Source organism: Streptomyces sp. NPDC025273, from assembly GCF_040638585.1.
GTDB lineage: Bacteria > Actinomycetota > Actinomycetes > Streptomycetales > Streptomycetaceae > Streptomyces > Streptomyces cinereorectus.
The window spans coordinates 93395-109135 of record NZ_JBEZYP010000008.1; the positions used below are offsets into that span (position 1 = coordinate 93395).

At 71.9% G+C, this 15741-nt stretch carries 14 protein-coding genes, 1 tRNA gene and 1 pseudogene; 7 read left to right on the top strand and 9 right to left on the bottom strand.

Features of this window, described 5'->3' with window-relative positions; translation table 11 throughout:
• Positions 1-112: 112 nt before the first annotated feature.
• A complete protein-coding gene (locus tag AB0F38_RS15610; protein WP_361892440.1) occupies positions 113-649 on the top strand; it encodes a hypothetical protein in 537 nt (178 codons plus the stop codon).
• A gap of 333 nt (positions 650-982) precedes the next feature.
• Here AB0F38_RS15610 and AB0F38_RS15615 read toward each other — a convergent pair whose 3' ends face one another.
• From AB0F38_RS15615 to AB0F38_RS15630, 4 genes are all read right to left on the bottom strand, one after another.
• A complete protein-coding gene (locus tag AB0F38_RS15615; RefSeq protein ID WP_361892443.1) occupies positions 983-2470 on the bottom strand; it encodes an alpha/beta fold hydrolase in 1488 nt (495 codons plus the stop codon).
• Positions 2471-2698: 228 nt separating this feature from the next.
• On the bottom strand, positions 2699-3859 hold the full coding sequence (locus AB0F38_RS15620; protein ID WP_361892446.1) for a winged helix DNA-binding domain-containing protein: 1161 nt from the start codon (positions 3857-3859) through the stop codon (positions 2699-2701).
• Positions 3860-4072: 213 nt separating this feature from the next.
• Positions 4073-5092 carry an NADP-dependent oxidoreductase gene (locus AB0F38_RS15625; protein ID WP_361892449.1) on the bottom strand — a complete coding sequence of 340 codons (1020 nt, stop codon included), beginning with the start codon at positions 5090-5092 and terminating at the stop codon, positions 4073-4075.
• A gap of 334 nt (positions 5093-5426) precedes the next feature.
• Positions 5427-5717 (bottom strand): hypothetical protein, encoded by a 291-nt coding sequence (locus AB0F38_RS15630; RefSeq protein WP_361892452.1) that lies wholly within the window; start codon positions 5715-5717, stop codon positions 5427-5429.
• A 96-nt stretch (positions 5718-5813) separates the two neighbouring features.
• Between AB0F38_RS15630 and AB0F38_RS15635 the strand changes: the two genes are divergently transcribed.
• A complete protein-coding gene (locus AB0F38_RS15635; protein WP_361892455.1) occupies positions 5814-6092 on the top strand; it encodes a hypothetical protein in 279 nt (92 codons plus the stop codon).
• On the opposite strand, the gene AB0F38_RS15640 is transcribed toward AB0F38_RS15635, so the two are convergent.
• Positions 6085-6744: a histone deacetylase gene (locus AB0F38_RS15640; RefSeq protein ID WP_361892458.1), complete on the bottom strand. Its 660-nt coding sequence runs from the start codon at positions 6742-6744 to the stop codon at positions 6085-6087. The genes AB0F38_RS15635 and AB0F38_RS15640 overlap by 8 nt on opposite strands.
• A gap of 304 nt (positions 6745-7048) precedes the next feature.
• Here AB0F38_RS15640 and AB0F38_RS15645 point away from each other — a divergent pair, with 304 nt between their 5' ends.
• The gene (locus AB0F38_RS15645) at positions 7049-7981 is read left to right on the top strand and encodes a hypothetical protein (protein WP_361892461.1); all 933 of its coding nucleotides are present in this window, start codon (positions 7049-7051) and stop codon (positions 7979-7981) included.
• A 335-nt stretch (positions 7982-8316) separates the two neighbouring features.
• Here the strand turns inward: AB0F38_RS15645 and AB0F38_RS15650 are convergent.
• From AB0F38_RS15650 to AB0F38_RS15660, 3 genes and pseudogenes are all read right to left on the bottom strand, one after another.
• Positions 8317-8594 (bottom strand): annotated as a pseudogene (locus tag AB0F38_RS15650) (transposase family protein); the annotation flags it as partial.
• Between the two features lie 89 nt (positions 8595-8683).
• Positions 8684-9331: a hypothetical protein gene (locus AB0F38_RS15655; protein WP_361892464.1), complete on the bottom strand. Its 648-nt coding sequence runs from the start codon at positions 9329-9331 to the stop codon at positions 8684-8686.
• A 276-nt stretch (positions 9332-9607) separates the two neighbouring features.
• A tRNA-Arg gene (locus AB0F38_RS15660) sits at positions 9608-9680 on the bottom strand.
• A 163-nt stretch (positions 9681-9843) separates the two neighbouring features.
• On the opposite strand from AB0F38_RS15660, the gene AB0F38_RS15665 reads away from it, so the two are divergent.
• The 3 genes from AB0F38_RS15665 (at position 9844) to AB0F38_RS15675 (ending at position 13422) form a co-directional block, all read left to right on the top strand.
• The gene (locus AB0F38_RS15665) at positions 9844-10470 is read left to right on the top strand and encodes an RNA polymerase sigma factor (protein WP_361892467.1); all 627 of its coding nucleotides are present in this window, start codon (positions 9844-9846) and stop codon (positions 10468-10470) included.
• Complete coding sequence (locus tag AB0F38_RS15670; RefSeq protein WP_361892470.1) at positions 10467-11603, top strand: CU044_5270 family protein; 1137 nt, start codon at positions 10467-10469, stop codon at positions 11601-11603. Before AB0F38_RS15665 ends, AB0F38_RS15670 begins: the two co-directional genes overlap by 4 nt.
• 85 nt (positions 11604-11688) lie before the next feature.
• Entirely contained in the window at positions 11689-13422 is a 1734-nt protein-coding gene (locus tag AB0F38_RS15675; protein WP_361892473.1) for a class I adenylate-forming enzyme family protein, read from the top strand.
• 8 nt (positions 13423-13430) lie between these two features.
• Here AB0F38_RS15675 and AB0F38_RS15680 read toward each other — a convergent pair whose 3' ends face one another.
• Entirely contained in the window at positions 13431-14705 is a 1275-nt protein-coding gene (locus AB0F38_RS15680; RefSeq protein ID WP_361892476.1) for a M6 family metalloprotease domain-containing protein, read from the bottom strand.
• A 269-nt stretch (positions 14706-14974) separates the two neighbouring features.
• Here AB0F38_RS15680 and AB0F38_RS15685 point away from each other — a divergent pair, with 269 nt between their 5' ends.
• Complete coding sequence (locus tag AB0F38_RS15685; RefSeq protein WP_361892478.1) at positions 14975-15637, top strand: TetR/AcrR family transcriptional regulator; 663 nt, start codon at positions 14975-14977, stop codon at positions 15635-15637.
• Positions 15638-15741: the final 104 nt, after the last annotated feature.

Below are 15741 nucleotides of genomic sequence, written 5' to 3' on the forward strand. Positions count from 1 at the left end.
GCCGCCGTGCACGCGCGCACTGCCTCGATCAACCGCGCCGGACCGAACCCGCGCGCCGGACCGAGCCGCACGCCGGTCCCCATGACATCTCCACCGACGAGAGGAACCTCCCATGATCACGCGAATAGACGGGCGAGCGGACAAGCGCCTCGCGCGCCGGGTGGGCCGCGCCTTCTGTGCCGTCGCCCTGGCCGCGTCCGTGGCCCTGGCAGTCCCTGCCGTGGCCGGCGCCCGGACCGCCGACACCGCCCCCGCGGCCAAGGCCGCCGTCTCGTCCTCCACGCCGGTGGGCCGCTGGCAGGGAACGGTCGAGCACGCCAACGGATCAGGCAACATCACCCTGTCCTTCCACAGCACCGGTCTGGTCTGCCTGGGGTCGGGTGACGGCTCGACCGGGGGCGGCCAGGGCATGGGTGTGTGGTGGCCGACCGGCACCAACACCTTCTCCTACCGGGTGCTGGAGGTCCTGCGCGAGGCGGAGGGCCCGGTGACCGGATTCGTCGACGTCAACCAGGCGGCCACGCAGGACGTCGCGAACGTCAGCAGCTCGGGCGTCTCCAAGATCTACGACGCGCAGGGCACGTACCTCCTGTCGGCCAACGCGACCGTCACCGTCAAGCGGGTCGCCACCACCCCCGGATCCTGCTGATCCGGTTCGCGACCGCCGCGGCCCGCGCACCCGCTCGGACGTAGCCGTACGCCGTGTCGTACGCCTCCGGGACCCGGGCAGGCCTGCGGCCGGCGAGCCCCCGGGCAGGCCCAGGAATCCGGCCGGCCCGGGGGCGTCGCCGTTACGGCGCGGGGACGGCGGGCCGCGTGCCACCAGTGGCCGCGACCCCCGGCCGAGATACCGTGCGCGCCCGACCACCGAGCGGTGCTCCTGACGACGGGGCGCCCGGGACGGAATCCGTCCCGGGCGCCCCGTCCGTGCTGTGCCCCGCCGCGTACGCGCACGGCGGGCAGGGTCCTGCCGCCGTACGGATCAGCCCGCGGGAACGGCCGGGCGGGCCACGCCGGGCACCCGGGTCTCGCTGCCGGGCGGCAGAGTCCCGTCGAGCAGATAGCGGTTGACGTGCTCGTCGACGGCGCTGTTGCCCCCCAGGGCGTACACCTCGTGGGCGCCCGAGTCGACCACCCGGATCAGCCGGTGGCCGAGGCGCTGCGCCATGACCCGGCCGCCCTCGTGGTGGTCCAGCGGGTCACCGTCCGCCTGCACGACGAGGCCGGCCGGATATCCGGTGTGCCGGATGCGGGTGGCGGGCTCCGGCGGGGTGAACGTACGGAAGGTGCCCACCCACGGCTGTGCCCGCATCACGCCGAGGCCGTACGGGCAACGGTCCCGGAAGTCCCGCATGCCGGCGTGGTATTCCTCCGGGTCGGCCGGCCAGTCGGTCTCGCAGGTGACCGCCTCCAGCACCGCCTCGCGGCGTGTTCCCGCCGGGCGGCCCGGACGCCACACGGACTGCCCGGACAGCAACTCGCCCGTTTTGGCGGTGTCGCCGGACCCGGCCGCGTCCGTCAGCTCCGCCACCAGGTGGCCGAGCCGGTCCCAGCGGGCGCGGTCGGCACCGAGCGTGCCCACGAGGGTGTCGAAGGAGGTCCGCAGGGCGATGCCGTCGGGCAGCGCGGCCAGCGCGGCGGCGGCCCGCTCCACGGCGCCGATCACCGCGTCCGCGCCGGTCCCCAGACCGAAGGCGGACGGCCGCTCGCCGGCCCACCGGGCCCAGGCGTCCACGTTCTCGCGGCTCGCCTCGGCCTGGGACCTGAACTGGGCCCGCCAGTCCCAGTCGGGGTGCACCGAGGAGTCCAGGACGCTGCGGTCCAGCCGGTCGCCGAACATCGTCCCGTACACCGCGCCGAGCAGGGTCCCGTACGCCCAGCCGACGAAGGTGAGCTTCTCCTCGCCGAGCACCGCGCGGATGAGGTCCATGTCGCGGGCGTTGTTCCGGGTCGAGACGTGCGGGCGGAGGTCGCCGCCGGCCCGCCGGCAGCCCTGCTCGCGTTCGCGCATGTCGTGCGCGAGCGCCTCGAAGACGGCGTCCGGCGGCCGGGAGTCGAAGGCCACCGTCATCGGGCTGTCCTCGCCCTCCAGCCGGGTGGACTCACCCGTGCCGCGCGGGTCGAAGCCGATCAGGTCGTACACCTCGCCCAGCGGGGTCGCCGCGGCGAGCCGGGCGGGGAGCCCGCGGCCGGTGCCGTTGTCGCCGCCGGGGCCGCCGTTCAGGGAGAGCAGAACGCCCCTGCGACGGGCGGGGGCGGTGGCCCGGATCCGGCTCAGGGCGAGCGTGATGCGCGGTCCGTCGGGGCGCGCGTAGTCGAGGGGGGCCTCGATGGTGGCGTGCTCCAGCCGGCCGCCGGGGACGTCGGCGCTCTCCACCGCGGTCCACGCGGGCCGTTGCGCCAGGAGGTCCGGTGCCGGAGGCAGCGGGGCGGCCACCGGGGGATCCACTATCTCTGTCTCACAGGTCATGGCCCCACGATGGTCCGGTGGCCAGGAGCGGGGGTGGAGCCCGGCCTGATTCCGAAGCGGGTCCGGAGCGGGCCCCGACCCGCCCTCGACCCGACGTCGACCCGTCCCCGATCCGTCCTGGGCGGTTCCCCGACCTGCCACGGGCGGTTCCGCGACCGGCTTCCCACCGCGAGAGCCCCGACCGGTGCTCGTCGCCCGCCCGGCGGGCGACCGTGACCGCGGGCCGCCTCAGAGGTGCTTGCCGGTGTCCACCGCCCCGAGCGTCAGCACCGGCTTCGCCTCCAGGATCTCGCCGATCCGCTCCACCTGGGCATCCAGCTCCACCAGCCGGCGCTTGCTGAGCTCGGTGAACGCCTCGACCCGGATCTCGACCTTGCGCCCCGACCGCTTCTGATGCCACACCCCGGCCGCGGTCCCGCCGATCGCCATCACCTGCACCGTCCCTGCCTGGCCGCTTGACAGGGCCCGCTCCCCGGCCGGGCCGGGGAAGACCTGTTCCCGGGGATGGCTGCCGACGACGTAGGCGTCGAAGTACGGCAGCAGCCGCAACTCGTGCTCCACGAAGGGCTGCTCGTCGGAAGCATCCGAGGCGAGCTGCCAGGCCGGGCTGCCCTCGACGTCGACCGGACGCAGCTCGTCCCCGAGCGAGGCGAACAGGTCGGCCGCCCACCGGCGGGGTGCGCTCAGCCACTGCGCGAACTGTTGCGAGGTCGCGGGGCCGTACGCGTGCAGGTAGTGCCGTACGACCTCGGCGAGTGCCTCGTCGGCGGGCGCGGGCGCGAAGCCGGGGAGCCAGCGCTCGGGGCTCGTGTACGTCACCTTCCGGCCCCGGTTCGGCCCGAAGCACATCGCCCCGCGGTGCCCGGCGGTGTGCAGCGCCTGCCGCCAGCGCGGCCACATCCCGGTGAAGCCGGGCACCACGAGATCGGCGGCCCAGTCGCCGAGGCGCGCGATGACGGCCTCGCTCAACTCGTCGATGGTGGGCGGCTCCACGTCCCGTACCGCGTCGGCCACCGCGGCCACCACGGCCTCCGTCTGCGCCGCGTCCATCCGGGCCCGCTGGGGCATGCTCGACGAGGGGGTCGGTACGGCCGCCAGTGCCCCGGTCCACAGCGGCAGTTCGGCGGAGGGCAGCAGATGGACCGTGCCGCGCGGACCGAACGCCTTGACCAGCGTGCGGTCCTCCCAGAGCGCGTCGCGCACATCCGCGCGGGTCGTGCCCAGGGTCCGCAGTCCGACGGACAGTTCGGCCGCGGACATCACCTGCGCGTGCGCCCCGCACATCGAGCCCACCACACCGGGGAGTTCGCCGGGCGGAGCCGGCCGGTCCAGCCGGTGCCGGGCCAGCCGCCGGGCGGTCACGTCCTGCCAGGTGATGCTGTCGGTCATGGTCGGGCGTCCTCCTACGGACCAGGTCCTGCTGACGGTCCAGGCCGGCCGATCGGCCGCCCCGGACCCCGAAAAGGCACGACGGCCGCCGCGCGGTGGGCCCGCGCGGCGGCCGTCGGCCCGCTGCTCGTACGGCAGTTGGCAGTGTCGCAGAACGTCGGCGCATCAGGCCCGCGAGCCCTCTGCACGTCGGAACGCCGACACCTCCAAAGGTCAGATCTTCACGACGACGTTTCCGGTGAACTTCCCACCGAGCAGATCGATGAGCGCCTGCCCAGCCGCGTCGTGGCCGCCCTCGACGAGCGTCTGAGGCAGCACGAAACGGCCCTCGGCGGTCCAGGCTGCGAACGCGGAGTTCCACGCCCAGATCTGCTCCGGCGTGTGGAACGTCGCGAAGGGACGGATCACGATCTGCTTGACGATCGCCGTCATCACGTCGAGCCGCGGGAAGGCGCCGATCGACTCGCCCACCTGGCCGGCGAGCGCACCGCAGAGCGCGAAGCGGGCGTTCGGCGCGGCGGCCTGGACGGCCGCCTCGAACTGCTCGCCGCCCACGGTGTCGAAGAAGACGTCGATCCCGTCCGGGGCCAGCTCGCGGAGCCGGTCCACGACCGGTCCGTCGTGGTAGTCGAAGGCCGCGTCGTAGCCGAGGGTGTTGACGAGGTAGTCGACCTTCGCCTTGCTGCCCGCGGCACCGATGACACGCTTGGCGCCCTGGAGCTTGGCGATCTGGCCGGCCAGCGAACCGACACCGCCCGCCGCGCCGGAGACGAAGACGGTGTCGCCGTCCTTGACCTCCGCGATGTCCACGATGCCGTGGTAGGCGGTCACGCCCTGGGTCAGGTGGTGGAGCGGGCTCGGGAACGCATCCGGGTCGAGCTTCCAGTTCTCACCCGCCGGGCCGACGGAGTACTCGCGGAAGCCGCTCATGTTCTGGACGACGTCGCCGACCGCCAGATCCGGGCTGTTGGAGGCGACCACGGTACCGATCCCGCCGCCCCAGAGGGTTTCACCGACCTGATAGCCGGGCATCGGCAGATTGGGCTCGGGCTTCATGAGGTCCTGCATCACCGCGGTGAGCTGGAGGTAGTCGGTACGCACCACCACCTCGCCGTCCGCGGGCTGGGGCACCTCCGCCTCGACGACCTCGAAGGCCGCGAGGGTGAGCGCACCGTCCGGACGGGCGGCCAGCCGTACTTCCTTGGCCTTCGAGGGAATCTCTTCGGTGGTCATGGGACCTCCTGGTTGAAAGTAGCTACCCGGCGAGCATCCCTCGCCGCGCTCGAATCTCACTTGACCGCTTGTCCGACCCAGCACAACAGGATGCGACGTCTGTTCTCAAGCGACGCTCCGGCCGTTTCCGGACCGTCCGGATCCGTTCGTCGCGATCCGCCGGCCGGCGTTCTCCGGAGTACACGGATGTGCGCCGCCCCGGGCGGCGCACTTGTGCTGAGCCGGCACCTCGCCGCGGCGGCTCAGCGCCTCCGAGCCGGTTGAGGAGCGCAGTGGTCCGCTGATCCACGGGGTCCACGGCATGCGCGGGGGCTTACACGCCCGCCGGGCCCCTTCACGACGTCCGGCGGCGCTCCCGGGTGAGGCGCAGGCGCAGCGCGAGCCGGACGACGAGGGCTGCCAGACCCGTCAGGAATCCGATCTTCCCCATCAGTATCCCGGCGCCGTACGGGACCGAGGCCAGCAGGCCGTACTCGTACATCAGCAGGCACGCGGCGGCGATCAGTACCGCCGCGGCGGTCCCTCCGTGCCGGCAGCGGGCCAGGCCGAAGGCGGTCGGGAAGGCCAGTACGAGCGGGGCGAACTGCAGGAACACCCGCATCGGGTCAGGGCGGGCGGACTCCACGATCCCGGCGGACGTTGCGCGCAGCCGTGCCGGCGGGTTCCGGGACCGGTCCCGGGAGGCCCCCACCCGGTTACGGCGTGACGCCCGGGCCTGATCGTGGCCGCCGCCAGGGACCTCGTACCCCGTACCGGAGCGGTCGCCCCGTACAGCCTGCTGCCGAGTCCCGAGCTGCGCACGCTCAAGGGCGCGAACCGGCACGGGCTCCACGGTGAGCACGGCGACCCCTGCGTGGACGGCGCGGTCGGCACCCACCTGGCCACCGGCGAACAGCCGACGAAGGACCGGACCTGCGCCGACCAGACCGGCCGACGGAACTGCCGCGGCCGCACCTCACGCCTCTGGGAGTCGCCCGGGGCGCAGGTACCCCCTACGTGATCAGGTCACGGATCGCCTGTTCCGGCCATCGGGGGCCGACTCCCCGTGTGGAGGCGACGTACGCGGCCACGGTGCCCGCGTCCCAGGCTCCTGTCTCCAACAGGCCGGACATGAGCACGCGGAGATATGCCAGGGCCGGGGCCACCGGGGCCACCGCGTCGGCGCCCCACGGTGCGGTGAAGGTGAGTACGGGCCACCCGTCGATCTGCCCCGCGCACACCAGGGTCTCGTACCGTCCGGGCCCCAGCCGGGCGACGCCCGAGGCGAGGACCTCGCTCAGCTCCAGATCCTCGCCGGGCTCCCTGTACATCTCCTGGGCGGCGATGTCCGCGAACTGCGACGCCGACACCAGGTGGGCGCGGGCGTAGACCCGCCCCACGGCGTCCGGGTCGTAGAAGGCCCGTCCGCCACCCCAGACCGGGGACCTCGTGGCGAAGTAGAGGGCGCCCGCGAGCTCCACGGGAACGGACCGGCCGGGCGGACGACGGTCCCGGCACCCCGGATACACCGTGCCGGTCCCGAACAGCCGACCGCCCTCGATGTAGCAGGCGAGCCGGTCCAGACACATGTTGGAGCCGTACGAGGTGTACCAGACCCGCCGCGGCGCGGATACCTCCACGGCTGCCGGCTCGATCGGATGCACACCAGCCATCTCGTCGCCCCTTCGCGTCAGTGTCCGCCGTACGTCGTACGTCGTACGGAACGGCGTGCCGGGGCACCCGGCACCATGACGATCGTCGTGGACGCGCTCCGGACGCGCCAGGCGCCTGCGGACGCCTCGACGCCCCGTCGGACCAAAAGCACCGCGCCAAGCCTGGGGCGTGGCAGGGGCGCGGATGTGCGGTCAGCCTGCGGCCGGGATCCTGCCGCCTCGCTGTGACGTTTCTTGATCGGCGCGCGCTGTGTTCGGCGGGGCCGGTACGGACCGGTTCCACAGAAGCAAGGAAGGAGCGCATGTGCGCTTCACACACGCTGCGTTGACAGTCGGGCTCGCGATTGCGACGAGTCTGTCACTGGCGGGGACCTCCGGCGCGGTGGGAACGGTGGAGGCGGGGCGGATCACCGCCACGGACTACATGGCGGGGTCCCCCGCCACCGTCGCGCTCGACCCGGCGACCGGCTCCGTGACCGCCACGCTGGCCCAGGCCGCGGAAGACGGGGTCCTCTCGCCCAAGGGCACCCAGGTCGCGTACGTCCAACGCCGGGACACGTGCATCCCGCAGGCCGAAGGGTGCATGTACGCCCGCGACCTGGTGATCGCCGACGTCGACGGCGGCGACCGGCGGGTCCTGGCCGAGGGCGTACAGCCCGAAGACTCCACCGCGCCGTACGTCGGACACCCTGACTGGTCTCCGAGCGGTAGGCGGATCGTCTACGACAGCCCACGCGGCCTGGAATGGATCGCCGCGGACGGCACCGGCGCTGAGGTGCTCACCTCCGGCAGCCGTGGCACGTTCTCCCCGGACGGCCGGAGCATCGCCTTCCTGAAGGCCACCGCGTACGAGACGCCTGACGGCACGGAGTACGGAACCGACGTCTACACCCTGCACCTGGCCACCCGCGAGGTCCGCGCCGTCACAACCGATCACCAGGCGTGGTCGACGGCCGCTGACTGGTCCCCCGATGGGGAGCGTCTCGTCCACTCCACCGGACACAGCCTGCGCATCACGGACGTGGCGACCGGCGCCGTCACCGAGCCGCAGTGGCCGATGCCCCTCTCCAACATCCAGGATCCGGTCTTCTCACCCGACGGCAGCCGGATCGCATTCACCGCCGTCGACGATTCGGTCGGCACCCGCGGCGTCCATGTCGTCGATTCCGCAGACGGAGGGAACCTCCGCGTGCTCACCGACCGTCCCGTGACTCTCACGGACTGGCTGGCCAACTAAGGGCTGTCCCGCAACTCCTGGCGGGCGCACGACGACAGCTACGGCACCTCGCCGCGTTGTCGGAACGCCCGAATACGTCCAGTATTCGGGCGTCCCTCCGCCTTGCGATGCACCGCATCTGACGCCGCGCGCTGATCCACCAGGAATTGCGGGACAGCCCTTAGAGGTGCGGGGCCCCGGCCCGCGGCGGCCTACCGCACGACGATTCCGAGAACCGTCGTCGCAGCGATGTGACCGTGGGGCCGAATCCCGCACCCGCCGCAGACGAACGGCCCCTGACCAGCTCACTCGGTCAGGGGCCGTCCGCGTGGGCGTCGTCTGACAGCGACCACCTCGAAGATCCACCAGGACTTCAGCGGCGCCATGCCACGTTCGACGGGTGCCCGGGATGCCGCCGGCGCCCGGTTGGCGTCCGCTGTGTCGGGGAGGACTGCCTGCCTGGCGGCCGTGCGCCGGGGGGTTAACCCACTGGCCGGCGCACTGGTAGGCGCGGTCGGCCAGCACAGGGACCCTTGGCGTTCACAGATTCGGATGATTCGGTGGTGCGAGCCGCGGTCAGGTCGGGGCACCGTCCCGGCAAGGGCGGCGAGATCCGCAGCACCTGCCCGGTCGGGGTCGGTCACGACGGGTACGTTGACGCCTCGCGGGAGTGCAGCGCACGGGGCAGGTCGAGTGCGGCAGTTGGGACTTCGAACACCTTCCTCAACGGCACGATGCCTCGGCGTTGCCGCGCGTTCGCTCCACGCCGCGGGCCGCGTTGAACACCGCGATCGGCCGGCAGTTGATCACCCTCAACCCGCTTCCCGAGTCGAGTTGGACGCGGGGAGGCGTCCCGAGGCGCTTGTATGGACCGAGGAGCGCATCCTCCACCGGAAGCGAATCGGCGAGAAGCCCTCGCCGGTGATGGCCCGGACGCCGGAGAACACCGGCCGCTTCCTCGACCGTGAAGCCGAGGACCGCCCGTACGCGCTGTTTCACCTGGTCGACTTCCGGGGGCTGCGGCGTGGTGAGGCGTGCGGTCAGAGGTGGACCGACGCGCACCTGGACGCCGGGCTCCTCACGCTCGCCAAGCAACTCGTGAATGGCTGGGAGGTGTACGAGGACGATCCAAACCGTCGCCGGAGCGCGCACCATCGCCCTCGACCGCGCCCAGCAGAACAAGGACCGCGAGACGCGGGGGCGCGCCTGGGTGGAGACCGGAAGGGCCGTCACCCGCGGGAACGGAAAACTGCTCCACCCCGCCAACGTCACGCGGCGGTTCATCGAGCTGCACGAGGAAATCGCAGGTGCCGGCCGGAAGGGCATCCAGGAGATGCTCGGCCACTCCTCGATCACCATCACGTCGGACACATACAGGGGCCTGCTCCCCGAGGCGATCTGGCGATCGCGGAGGCTGCAGCCCCGTGGGTGTCGCGAGCACGCGTCATCTCCGAGGACGGCGGGCCTGGGGCGGGTGGTCAGCCTGGCGAGGCCGACGATCCCGTGCCGGATGATGCTGATTTGTGGTGACGGATTGGGGAGAGCGCTTCCCCGTCCGCTCACGCAAACGGCCCCGGACGAGAAGTCCGAGGCCGAGTAAGACCCCTCCCTGGGGGAGAGACCCCAGGTCAGAGCGGTAACGCGTTGTGCCCCCGGCAGGATTCGAACCTGCGACACCCGCTTTAGGAGAGCGGTGCTCTATCCCCTGAGCTACGAAGGCCAGTGTGCTCACGACAGGGTACCGGATCGGTGTGGCCGAGGTGCTGGGAGACAGCGGTGCGGCTCGGGTGGATGGCGGTCGGGCTCACCGGCCCGCTTGACTTGTGATGTGGATCACAGGAACTGTACGGCGTGGGCGGACAAGTCAGGGAGTGAACTACTCGATGCATGCCCGCATCCGCGCAGGGGACCCGGAGGCCTTCCGGGAGTTGTTCCGCGACCACGCCCAGCTCGTCTACCGGCACGCGGTGCGGACGACGGGGGACTGGGCCGCGGCCGAGGACATAGTGTCGCTGACCTTTCTGGAGGCCTGGCGGCTGCGCGAGAAGCTGAGGGACGAAGGGGACAGCCCACGGCCGTGGCTGATGGGGATCGCGGTCAACGTGCTGCGCAACACCGGCCGGGCGCTCCGGCGGCACGAGCGGGCGCTGGCCAGGCTGCCGCTGCGGGACGTGCTGCCCGACTTCGCCGACGAACTGGTCGGCCGGATCACCGACTCGGAGGAACTGGCGGCGGCGAAGACCGCGTTGGCGCAGTTGCGCAAGGGCGAGCGCGAGGTGTTCGCGCTGTGCGTGTGGTCCGGTCTCGGTTACGCGGAGGCCGCCGAGGCGCTCGGGGTGCCGGTCGGCACCGTGCGGTCCCGGCTGTCGCGGGCGAGGGCCCGGCTGCGCAAGCTGACGGACGGGGAGCTGCGGCGCCGACGGAAGAAGACGGAACCGGTCAGGGCGGGCGGACAAGTACAGGGTGGCCGCGTAGATGCGGTCCGGTCGAACGAGGAGAGAAACCGATGAATCGCACCCCTTGGCGGCGGCGCCGAGAGCCGCTCGACCATGCGGAGCTGACGGGGCTGCTGCCGCCGCCGGGCGATCCGGTGCTGTCCCACGGCCGCCTGACCACGCTCGAGGAGCACCTGATGAACGAGATCCAGCAGGCGCAGTCCCAGAAGGCGGCGGAGCCGCAGCCGCAGCCCGTGATCCTGTTCCCGGCCCCACCCCCCGCGAGGCCGCGCCGTGCCGGACGCCGGCTCGCGCTGGTCGGGGCGGCCGTCGCGGTCGCCGTGCTGGCCGGGGTGGCCGGGGCCGTGCAGTTCGCGGGGCAGGGGACCGGTGAAGTCGCCGGTCCGCCGGAAGGGGCCGTACCCGCGTCGATCGTGCAGGTGGCGCAGGGCACGACGGAAGGGCTGACCCGCACGGTCGACCGGATCTCCGGGGCGGCGGCGCGGGAGGAGCTGCCCGAGCCCCGGCCGGGCCAGTTCCTCTACATCAAGAGCCAGGTCTCCTGGCTGGAGAGGTCGGAGAACGTCGACACGGGGGAGAGCAGGACCTATGTGCAGAAGCTGCACCCCCGCCAGGTGTGGATGTCGCCGGACGGTCGCAAGGGCTGGCTGATCGAACCGGGCAACGGCAACACGTCCGCGGCCGGACTTACCCTGGACGACGATCAAGAGGAGCCGGCGAGGCCGAGCATAGGGGCGCCCAGCTACGACTACCTCAAGACGCTGACCACTGATCCGGACGAGCTGCTGAAGAAGATCTACAAGGAGACGGAGGGGCAGGGCAACGGCCCGGACCAGCAGGCATTCACCACGATCGGCGACCTGGTGATGGAGCAGGTGATGCCGGCGGAGCTGGCGTCCGCGCTGTACCGGGCCGCTGCGAAGATTCCGGGTGTCGTCGTGGTGGACGACACGACCGACGCCGTGGGCCGTCACGGCATCGCCATAGCCCGGACCGACGAGACCTCCGGTGACCGCACCGAGTGGATCTTCGACCCGAAGACCTTCAGTTACCTGGGGGAGCGCACGGTACAGATGCGTGACGCGGAAGGCATCAAGGCCGGCACGGTGACCGGGCACACAGCCATCACGGAGCGAGCGGTCGTCGACGCGATGAGGGAGCTTCCGGGGGGCAGGAGCAGGGTCTGATCGGCCGGGCGGCCGATTCTTGACGGGGACGGGGTGCGGGCATAGCGTCGCCGGGTTGCCGAGACAGTGCTTGGAGAGGTCGTTCGTGCCGCACACCGACCCCACGCCCGCCCTGCCCCCCGGTCCCGACGACGAGGCCGCCGCCCGTGCCCGTAGGGAGGCGGTACTGACCGCCCCGGGTGCTCCGTTCGCCGTCGTACGCGCCGAGCACGGCCCGCTCGTCTATGCCAACGGGCCACGCACGCTCCACGAGTTCGTCGAGACCACCTGGGCCTTCGGGGACCAGCCGTTCCTGATCGCCGGTGAACGGACCTGTACGTACGCGGAGTTCTTCGCCGCCGCGTCCGCGTTGGCGCGGCGGCTCGCAGGGCCGTACGGGCTGCGCCCCGGTGATCGGGCGGTGGTGGCGATGCGCAATCACCCCGAGTGGCAGATCGCCTTCTGGGCGGTACAGATGGCCGGCCTCGTCGCCGTCCCGCTCAACGCCTGGTGGACCGAGGCGGAGTTCGCCCACGCCCTCGACGACTGCGAGCCTTCGGTGCTGCTGGTCGACGGGGAGCAGTTGCCGAAAGTGGCGGACTGGGGGGAGAAGGCCGGGGTGCGGTTCGTCGTCTTCCACGACGGGGAAGCCGGACTCCCGGACAGGGCCGAGCGGTACGCGGACCTGCCCGAGCCCGACCCGCTGGCCGCGCCGCCGGACGTGGAGATCCGGCCGGAGGACGACGCCACGATCCTCTACACCTCCGGCACCACCGGACGGCCCAAGGGGGCCGTCGCCACACACCTCGCCCAGGCGGGAGCGGCGCTCAACGCGCGCTATCAGGCGGCGGCGTCCGCGCTGGGCCGTGGCGTCATCCCGGGACAAGGACCGGCTCCTGTCACCCTCATGACGTTCCCGTTCTTCCATGTCGCGGCGTTCACCGGTCTCTACGCGGCGATGGCGGCGGGCGGGGCCCTCGTCCTGATGCGGAAGTGGGATGCCGACGAGGCACTGCGGCTGATCCACGCGCACCGGGTCACGCACTACGCCGGCGTCCCGGCCACCGCGCTTCAGCTGCTCGCCGCGGCCGACCGTGCGGGCGACGGTCTGGAAAGTCTGCGGATGCTGAACACCGGCGGGGCGGCGGCTCCGCCGGACCTGGTCGCCCGGCTCACCGCACGGCACGGTGAGCGGATCGAGCCGCGTAACGGCTACGGCCTGACCGAGACCAGCGGCGGGGTGCTGGCCAACTTCGGTGCCGCCTACCGGGCGCACCCTCAGAGCGTCGGTACACCGACGCCCGTCACCGAGGTACGGATCGCCGGTGCGGCAGGGGAAGGGCTTCTGGACGGCGAGGTCGGCGAGCTCTGGCTGTGCGGCCAGTCGCTGATCAGGGGCTACTGGCGCGACGAGGGGGCGACGGAGGAGGCGTTCAGCGGCGGCTGGTTCCGTACGGGCGATCTCGCTGTCGTACGGGACGGGCGGGTCGCCGTCGTCGACCGGATCAAGGACATGGTGATCCGGGGCGGCGAGAACGTGTACTGCGTGGAGGTCGAGGCGGCGTTGCACGACCACCCCGATGTGGAGGACGCGGCGGTGCTCGGCGTTCCCCATCCGGTGCTGGGCGAGGAGGTCGCGGCGGTGGTCCGGCTGCGTGCCGGTGCCGTGGTCTCCGTCGAGGAACTGCGGGCGCAGGTGGGGCGGACTCTCGCCGCGTTCAAGGTGCCGGTCCATGTGCTGGTGACCTACGAGCCGCTGCCCAGGAACGCGACGGGGAAGATCCTGAAGAGGGAGCTGCGCGGGCCGGTCCAGGAGCAGGCGCGGAGGAGGGATGGCTGAGCGGGCTGTCAGGGCCGGGTGATGCGCACCCGGTAGTTCCCGTCTGGTTCCTTCGCGAGCACGGATATGCGTATTCCGTGCGGCCGGTCGGTGAAGGTCTCACCGGGCTCGAACGGGGCGTCGGAGAGTTCGGCGTGGACGTTCGGCCGCCGGGTGCAGCCGCCGCTGTCCTCGGTGCTGTCCGTGACGGAGACCGGCCCCTGGCCGGTGTCCACGTCGGAGCTCACCCTGTAGATGAGGACGCCGGGCCTGCAGACGGCTTCGTCGTTGCCGGCCGGGGTGCGTACCTCCACGGCGTAGCCGGACTGGGCGCTGAGCGGCACGAAGGCCAGCTTCGTGCCGCCCTCCATGGCCAGTGGCTCGAGGACGTGTTCGGTGGTGCCGGGCATGGCGGCGCAGCGGATTTGGCTGTTGTCGAGCCAGCCGAGCTTCCACTTGTGCCAGGCCAGGAGGTCGTTGTTGGCCCCCCAGTCCTCGGACATGATGTCCCAGTGCCCCACGGAGCCGCCGCCCTCCGTCGTGTAGAGGTCGGGCAGGCCGAAGACATGGCCGTTCTCGTGGGGCAGGACCCGGTAGCCGGTCTCCGCGTACGACCCCGAGCCGTCGTCCTGGCGGCTGTAGACGAAGGACGTGTTGGCGAGCGGTACCCCGTCGGCGAACGGTGCGTCGTCGTTGCCGGAGAAGGTCACCGACAGGACGGTGTCCAGCGCGGAAGGTCCCGCGTTCGGGGTGACCAGCACGTTGAACAGGTCGTACGCGGAGAAGTCGACTTTGGGATCGGCGACTGCCACGAGGTCCTTGACGAGGTCGCGGTAGCCCGGTTCGTACGGTGAGCCGCGTTCTATGCCGTACTCCGCGAACGGCAGCGGCATCCGCAGCCAGTCGTTCACGGGTGCTTCCGGTACGTAGGTGAGCCGGCCGTAGGAGCTGGTACGGAACCATTCGGAGGTCTGCGGGAAGAATTCCGCGAGCCGGTCCGCCGCCGGTTCCGTCGCCTGCGCGTCCGGGAAGTCGATCATCAGATTGAGGGCCTTGATCCGCCCGGTGGAGCGTGCGTACCCCGGCGGTGTCGGCATGCCTTCCGACATCTGCACACCCATGGTCGTGGGGATCCGGCAGGGGCCGAGGCCGGTTCCCCGGGGTGCGGCCACCGGTCCGGCGGAGGCGGGGCTGGCGGCGGGGAGGGTGGAGCTGGCCGACGCCATGGTCGCTATGACCAGGGCCGTCGCCCCGGCAAGGGCGAGGGAGCGGTATCTGCGTATCCGGTGGCGGGGCTGCTGCATAGGGCTTCGCCTTCGGGTCCGCGGCAGCCGGCCGGCCCTGACTGCTCTCTGGCGATCAGCCTGTGGCGGGCCGCGGTGGTCCGCTCGCTGGGTGAGCCGATGGAGGGGTTCTCCCGGGTTCCCCCGGTCGCTTCATGTGACTCAGGTCACTTGAGACTGCGAAATAACCGGGGATCCTCTCCCCGTTTGCACATGTGTCCCCGCGAAACGGGGAAGCGGTCCCCGGTTGTGCCAGGGATCGTCCACACGCCGAAGGAAGGGCCGCAGTCGTGGAGACCGTCGCCGGAACCGCCTCCTGCGCCGCGCAGCGCCGTACGCCCCGCCCGCGGGCCGACGCCCTGCGCAACCGGGAGCGGATCGTGACGGCCGCCCGTGAGATGTTCGTCGAGTTCGGGCCGGACGTGCCGCTCGACGAAGTCGCACGTCGTGCCGGAGTCGGCAACGCCACGCTCTACCGGAACTTCCCCGACCGCGCCGCGCTCATCCACGAGGTCGTCCTCGCGGTCACCTCCCGCACCACGGAGTGTGCGCAGGAGGCCGTGGCGGCGGAGTCCGACCCGTTCGCCGCGCTCAGCCGCTTCGTCCACGCGGCGGCCGACGAACGGATCGGCGCCCTGTGCCCGATGCTGTCCGGCGGCTTCGACAAGAGCCACCCCGAACTGCTCGCCGAGCTCCGTCGCCTCGAAGAGACCGTCGAAGGGCTCGTGGAGCGCGCCATGTCCGCGGGGCGGCTGCGCACCGACATCGCCGTCGGTGACGTACTCGTCGCCCTCTCCCAGCTCACCCGGCCGTTGCCCGGCATCGCCTGCCCGAACATCGACCGGTACACCCACCGCCATCTGCAGCTCTTCCTGGACGGCCTGGAAGCTCCGGCCCGCTCCGAACTGCCCGGATCGGCGGCGACCATGGAGGACCTGCGCCGCGGGGACTGACGCCCACGCGGCACCAGAGACCAACAGACCACGGGCCCGAGCGGCCGACAGAACCCACATGGAGCGGGCGGGGCCTGACCAGCAGGTCCGACCGCCAGCTCGTA

Excerpts from the sequence above, each read along its gene's own strand:
- AB0F38_RS15610 (WP_361892440.1), top strand. The coding sequence starts at position 113 with ATGATCACGCGAATAGACGGGCGAGCGGACAAGCGCCTCGCGCGCCGG.
- AB0F38_RS15615 (WP_361892443.1), bottom strand. The coding sequence starts at position 2,470 with ATGACCTGTGAGACAGAGATAGTGGATCCCCCGGTGGCCGCCCCGCTG.
- AB0F38_RS15620 (WP_361892446.1), bottom strand. The coding sequence starts at position 3,859 with ATGACCGACAGCATCACCTGGCAGGACGTGACCGCCCGGCGGCTGGCC.
- AB0F38_RS15625 (WP_361892449.1), bottom strand. The coding sequence starts at position 5,092 with ATGACCACCGAAGAGATTCCCTCGAAGGCCAAGGAAGTACGGCTGGCC.
- AB0F38_RS15640 (WP_361892458.1), bottom strand. The coding sequence starts at position 6,744 with ATGGCTGGTGTGCATCCGATCGAGCCGGCAGCCGTGGAGGTATCCGCG.
- AB0F38_RS15665 (WP_361892467.1), top strand. The coding sequence starts at position 9,844 with ATGCATGCCCGCATCCGCGCAGGGGACCCGGAGGCCTTCCGGGAGTTG.
- AB0F38_RS15670 (WP_361892470.1), top strand. The coding sequence starts at position 10,467 with ATGAATCGCACCCCTTGGCGGCGGCGCCGAGAGCCGCTCGACCATGCG.
- AB0F38_RS15680 (WP_361892476.1), bottom strand. The coding sequence starts at position 14,705 with ATGCAGCAGCCCCGCCACCGGATACGCAGATACCGCTCCCTCGCCCTT.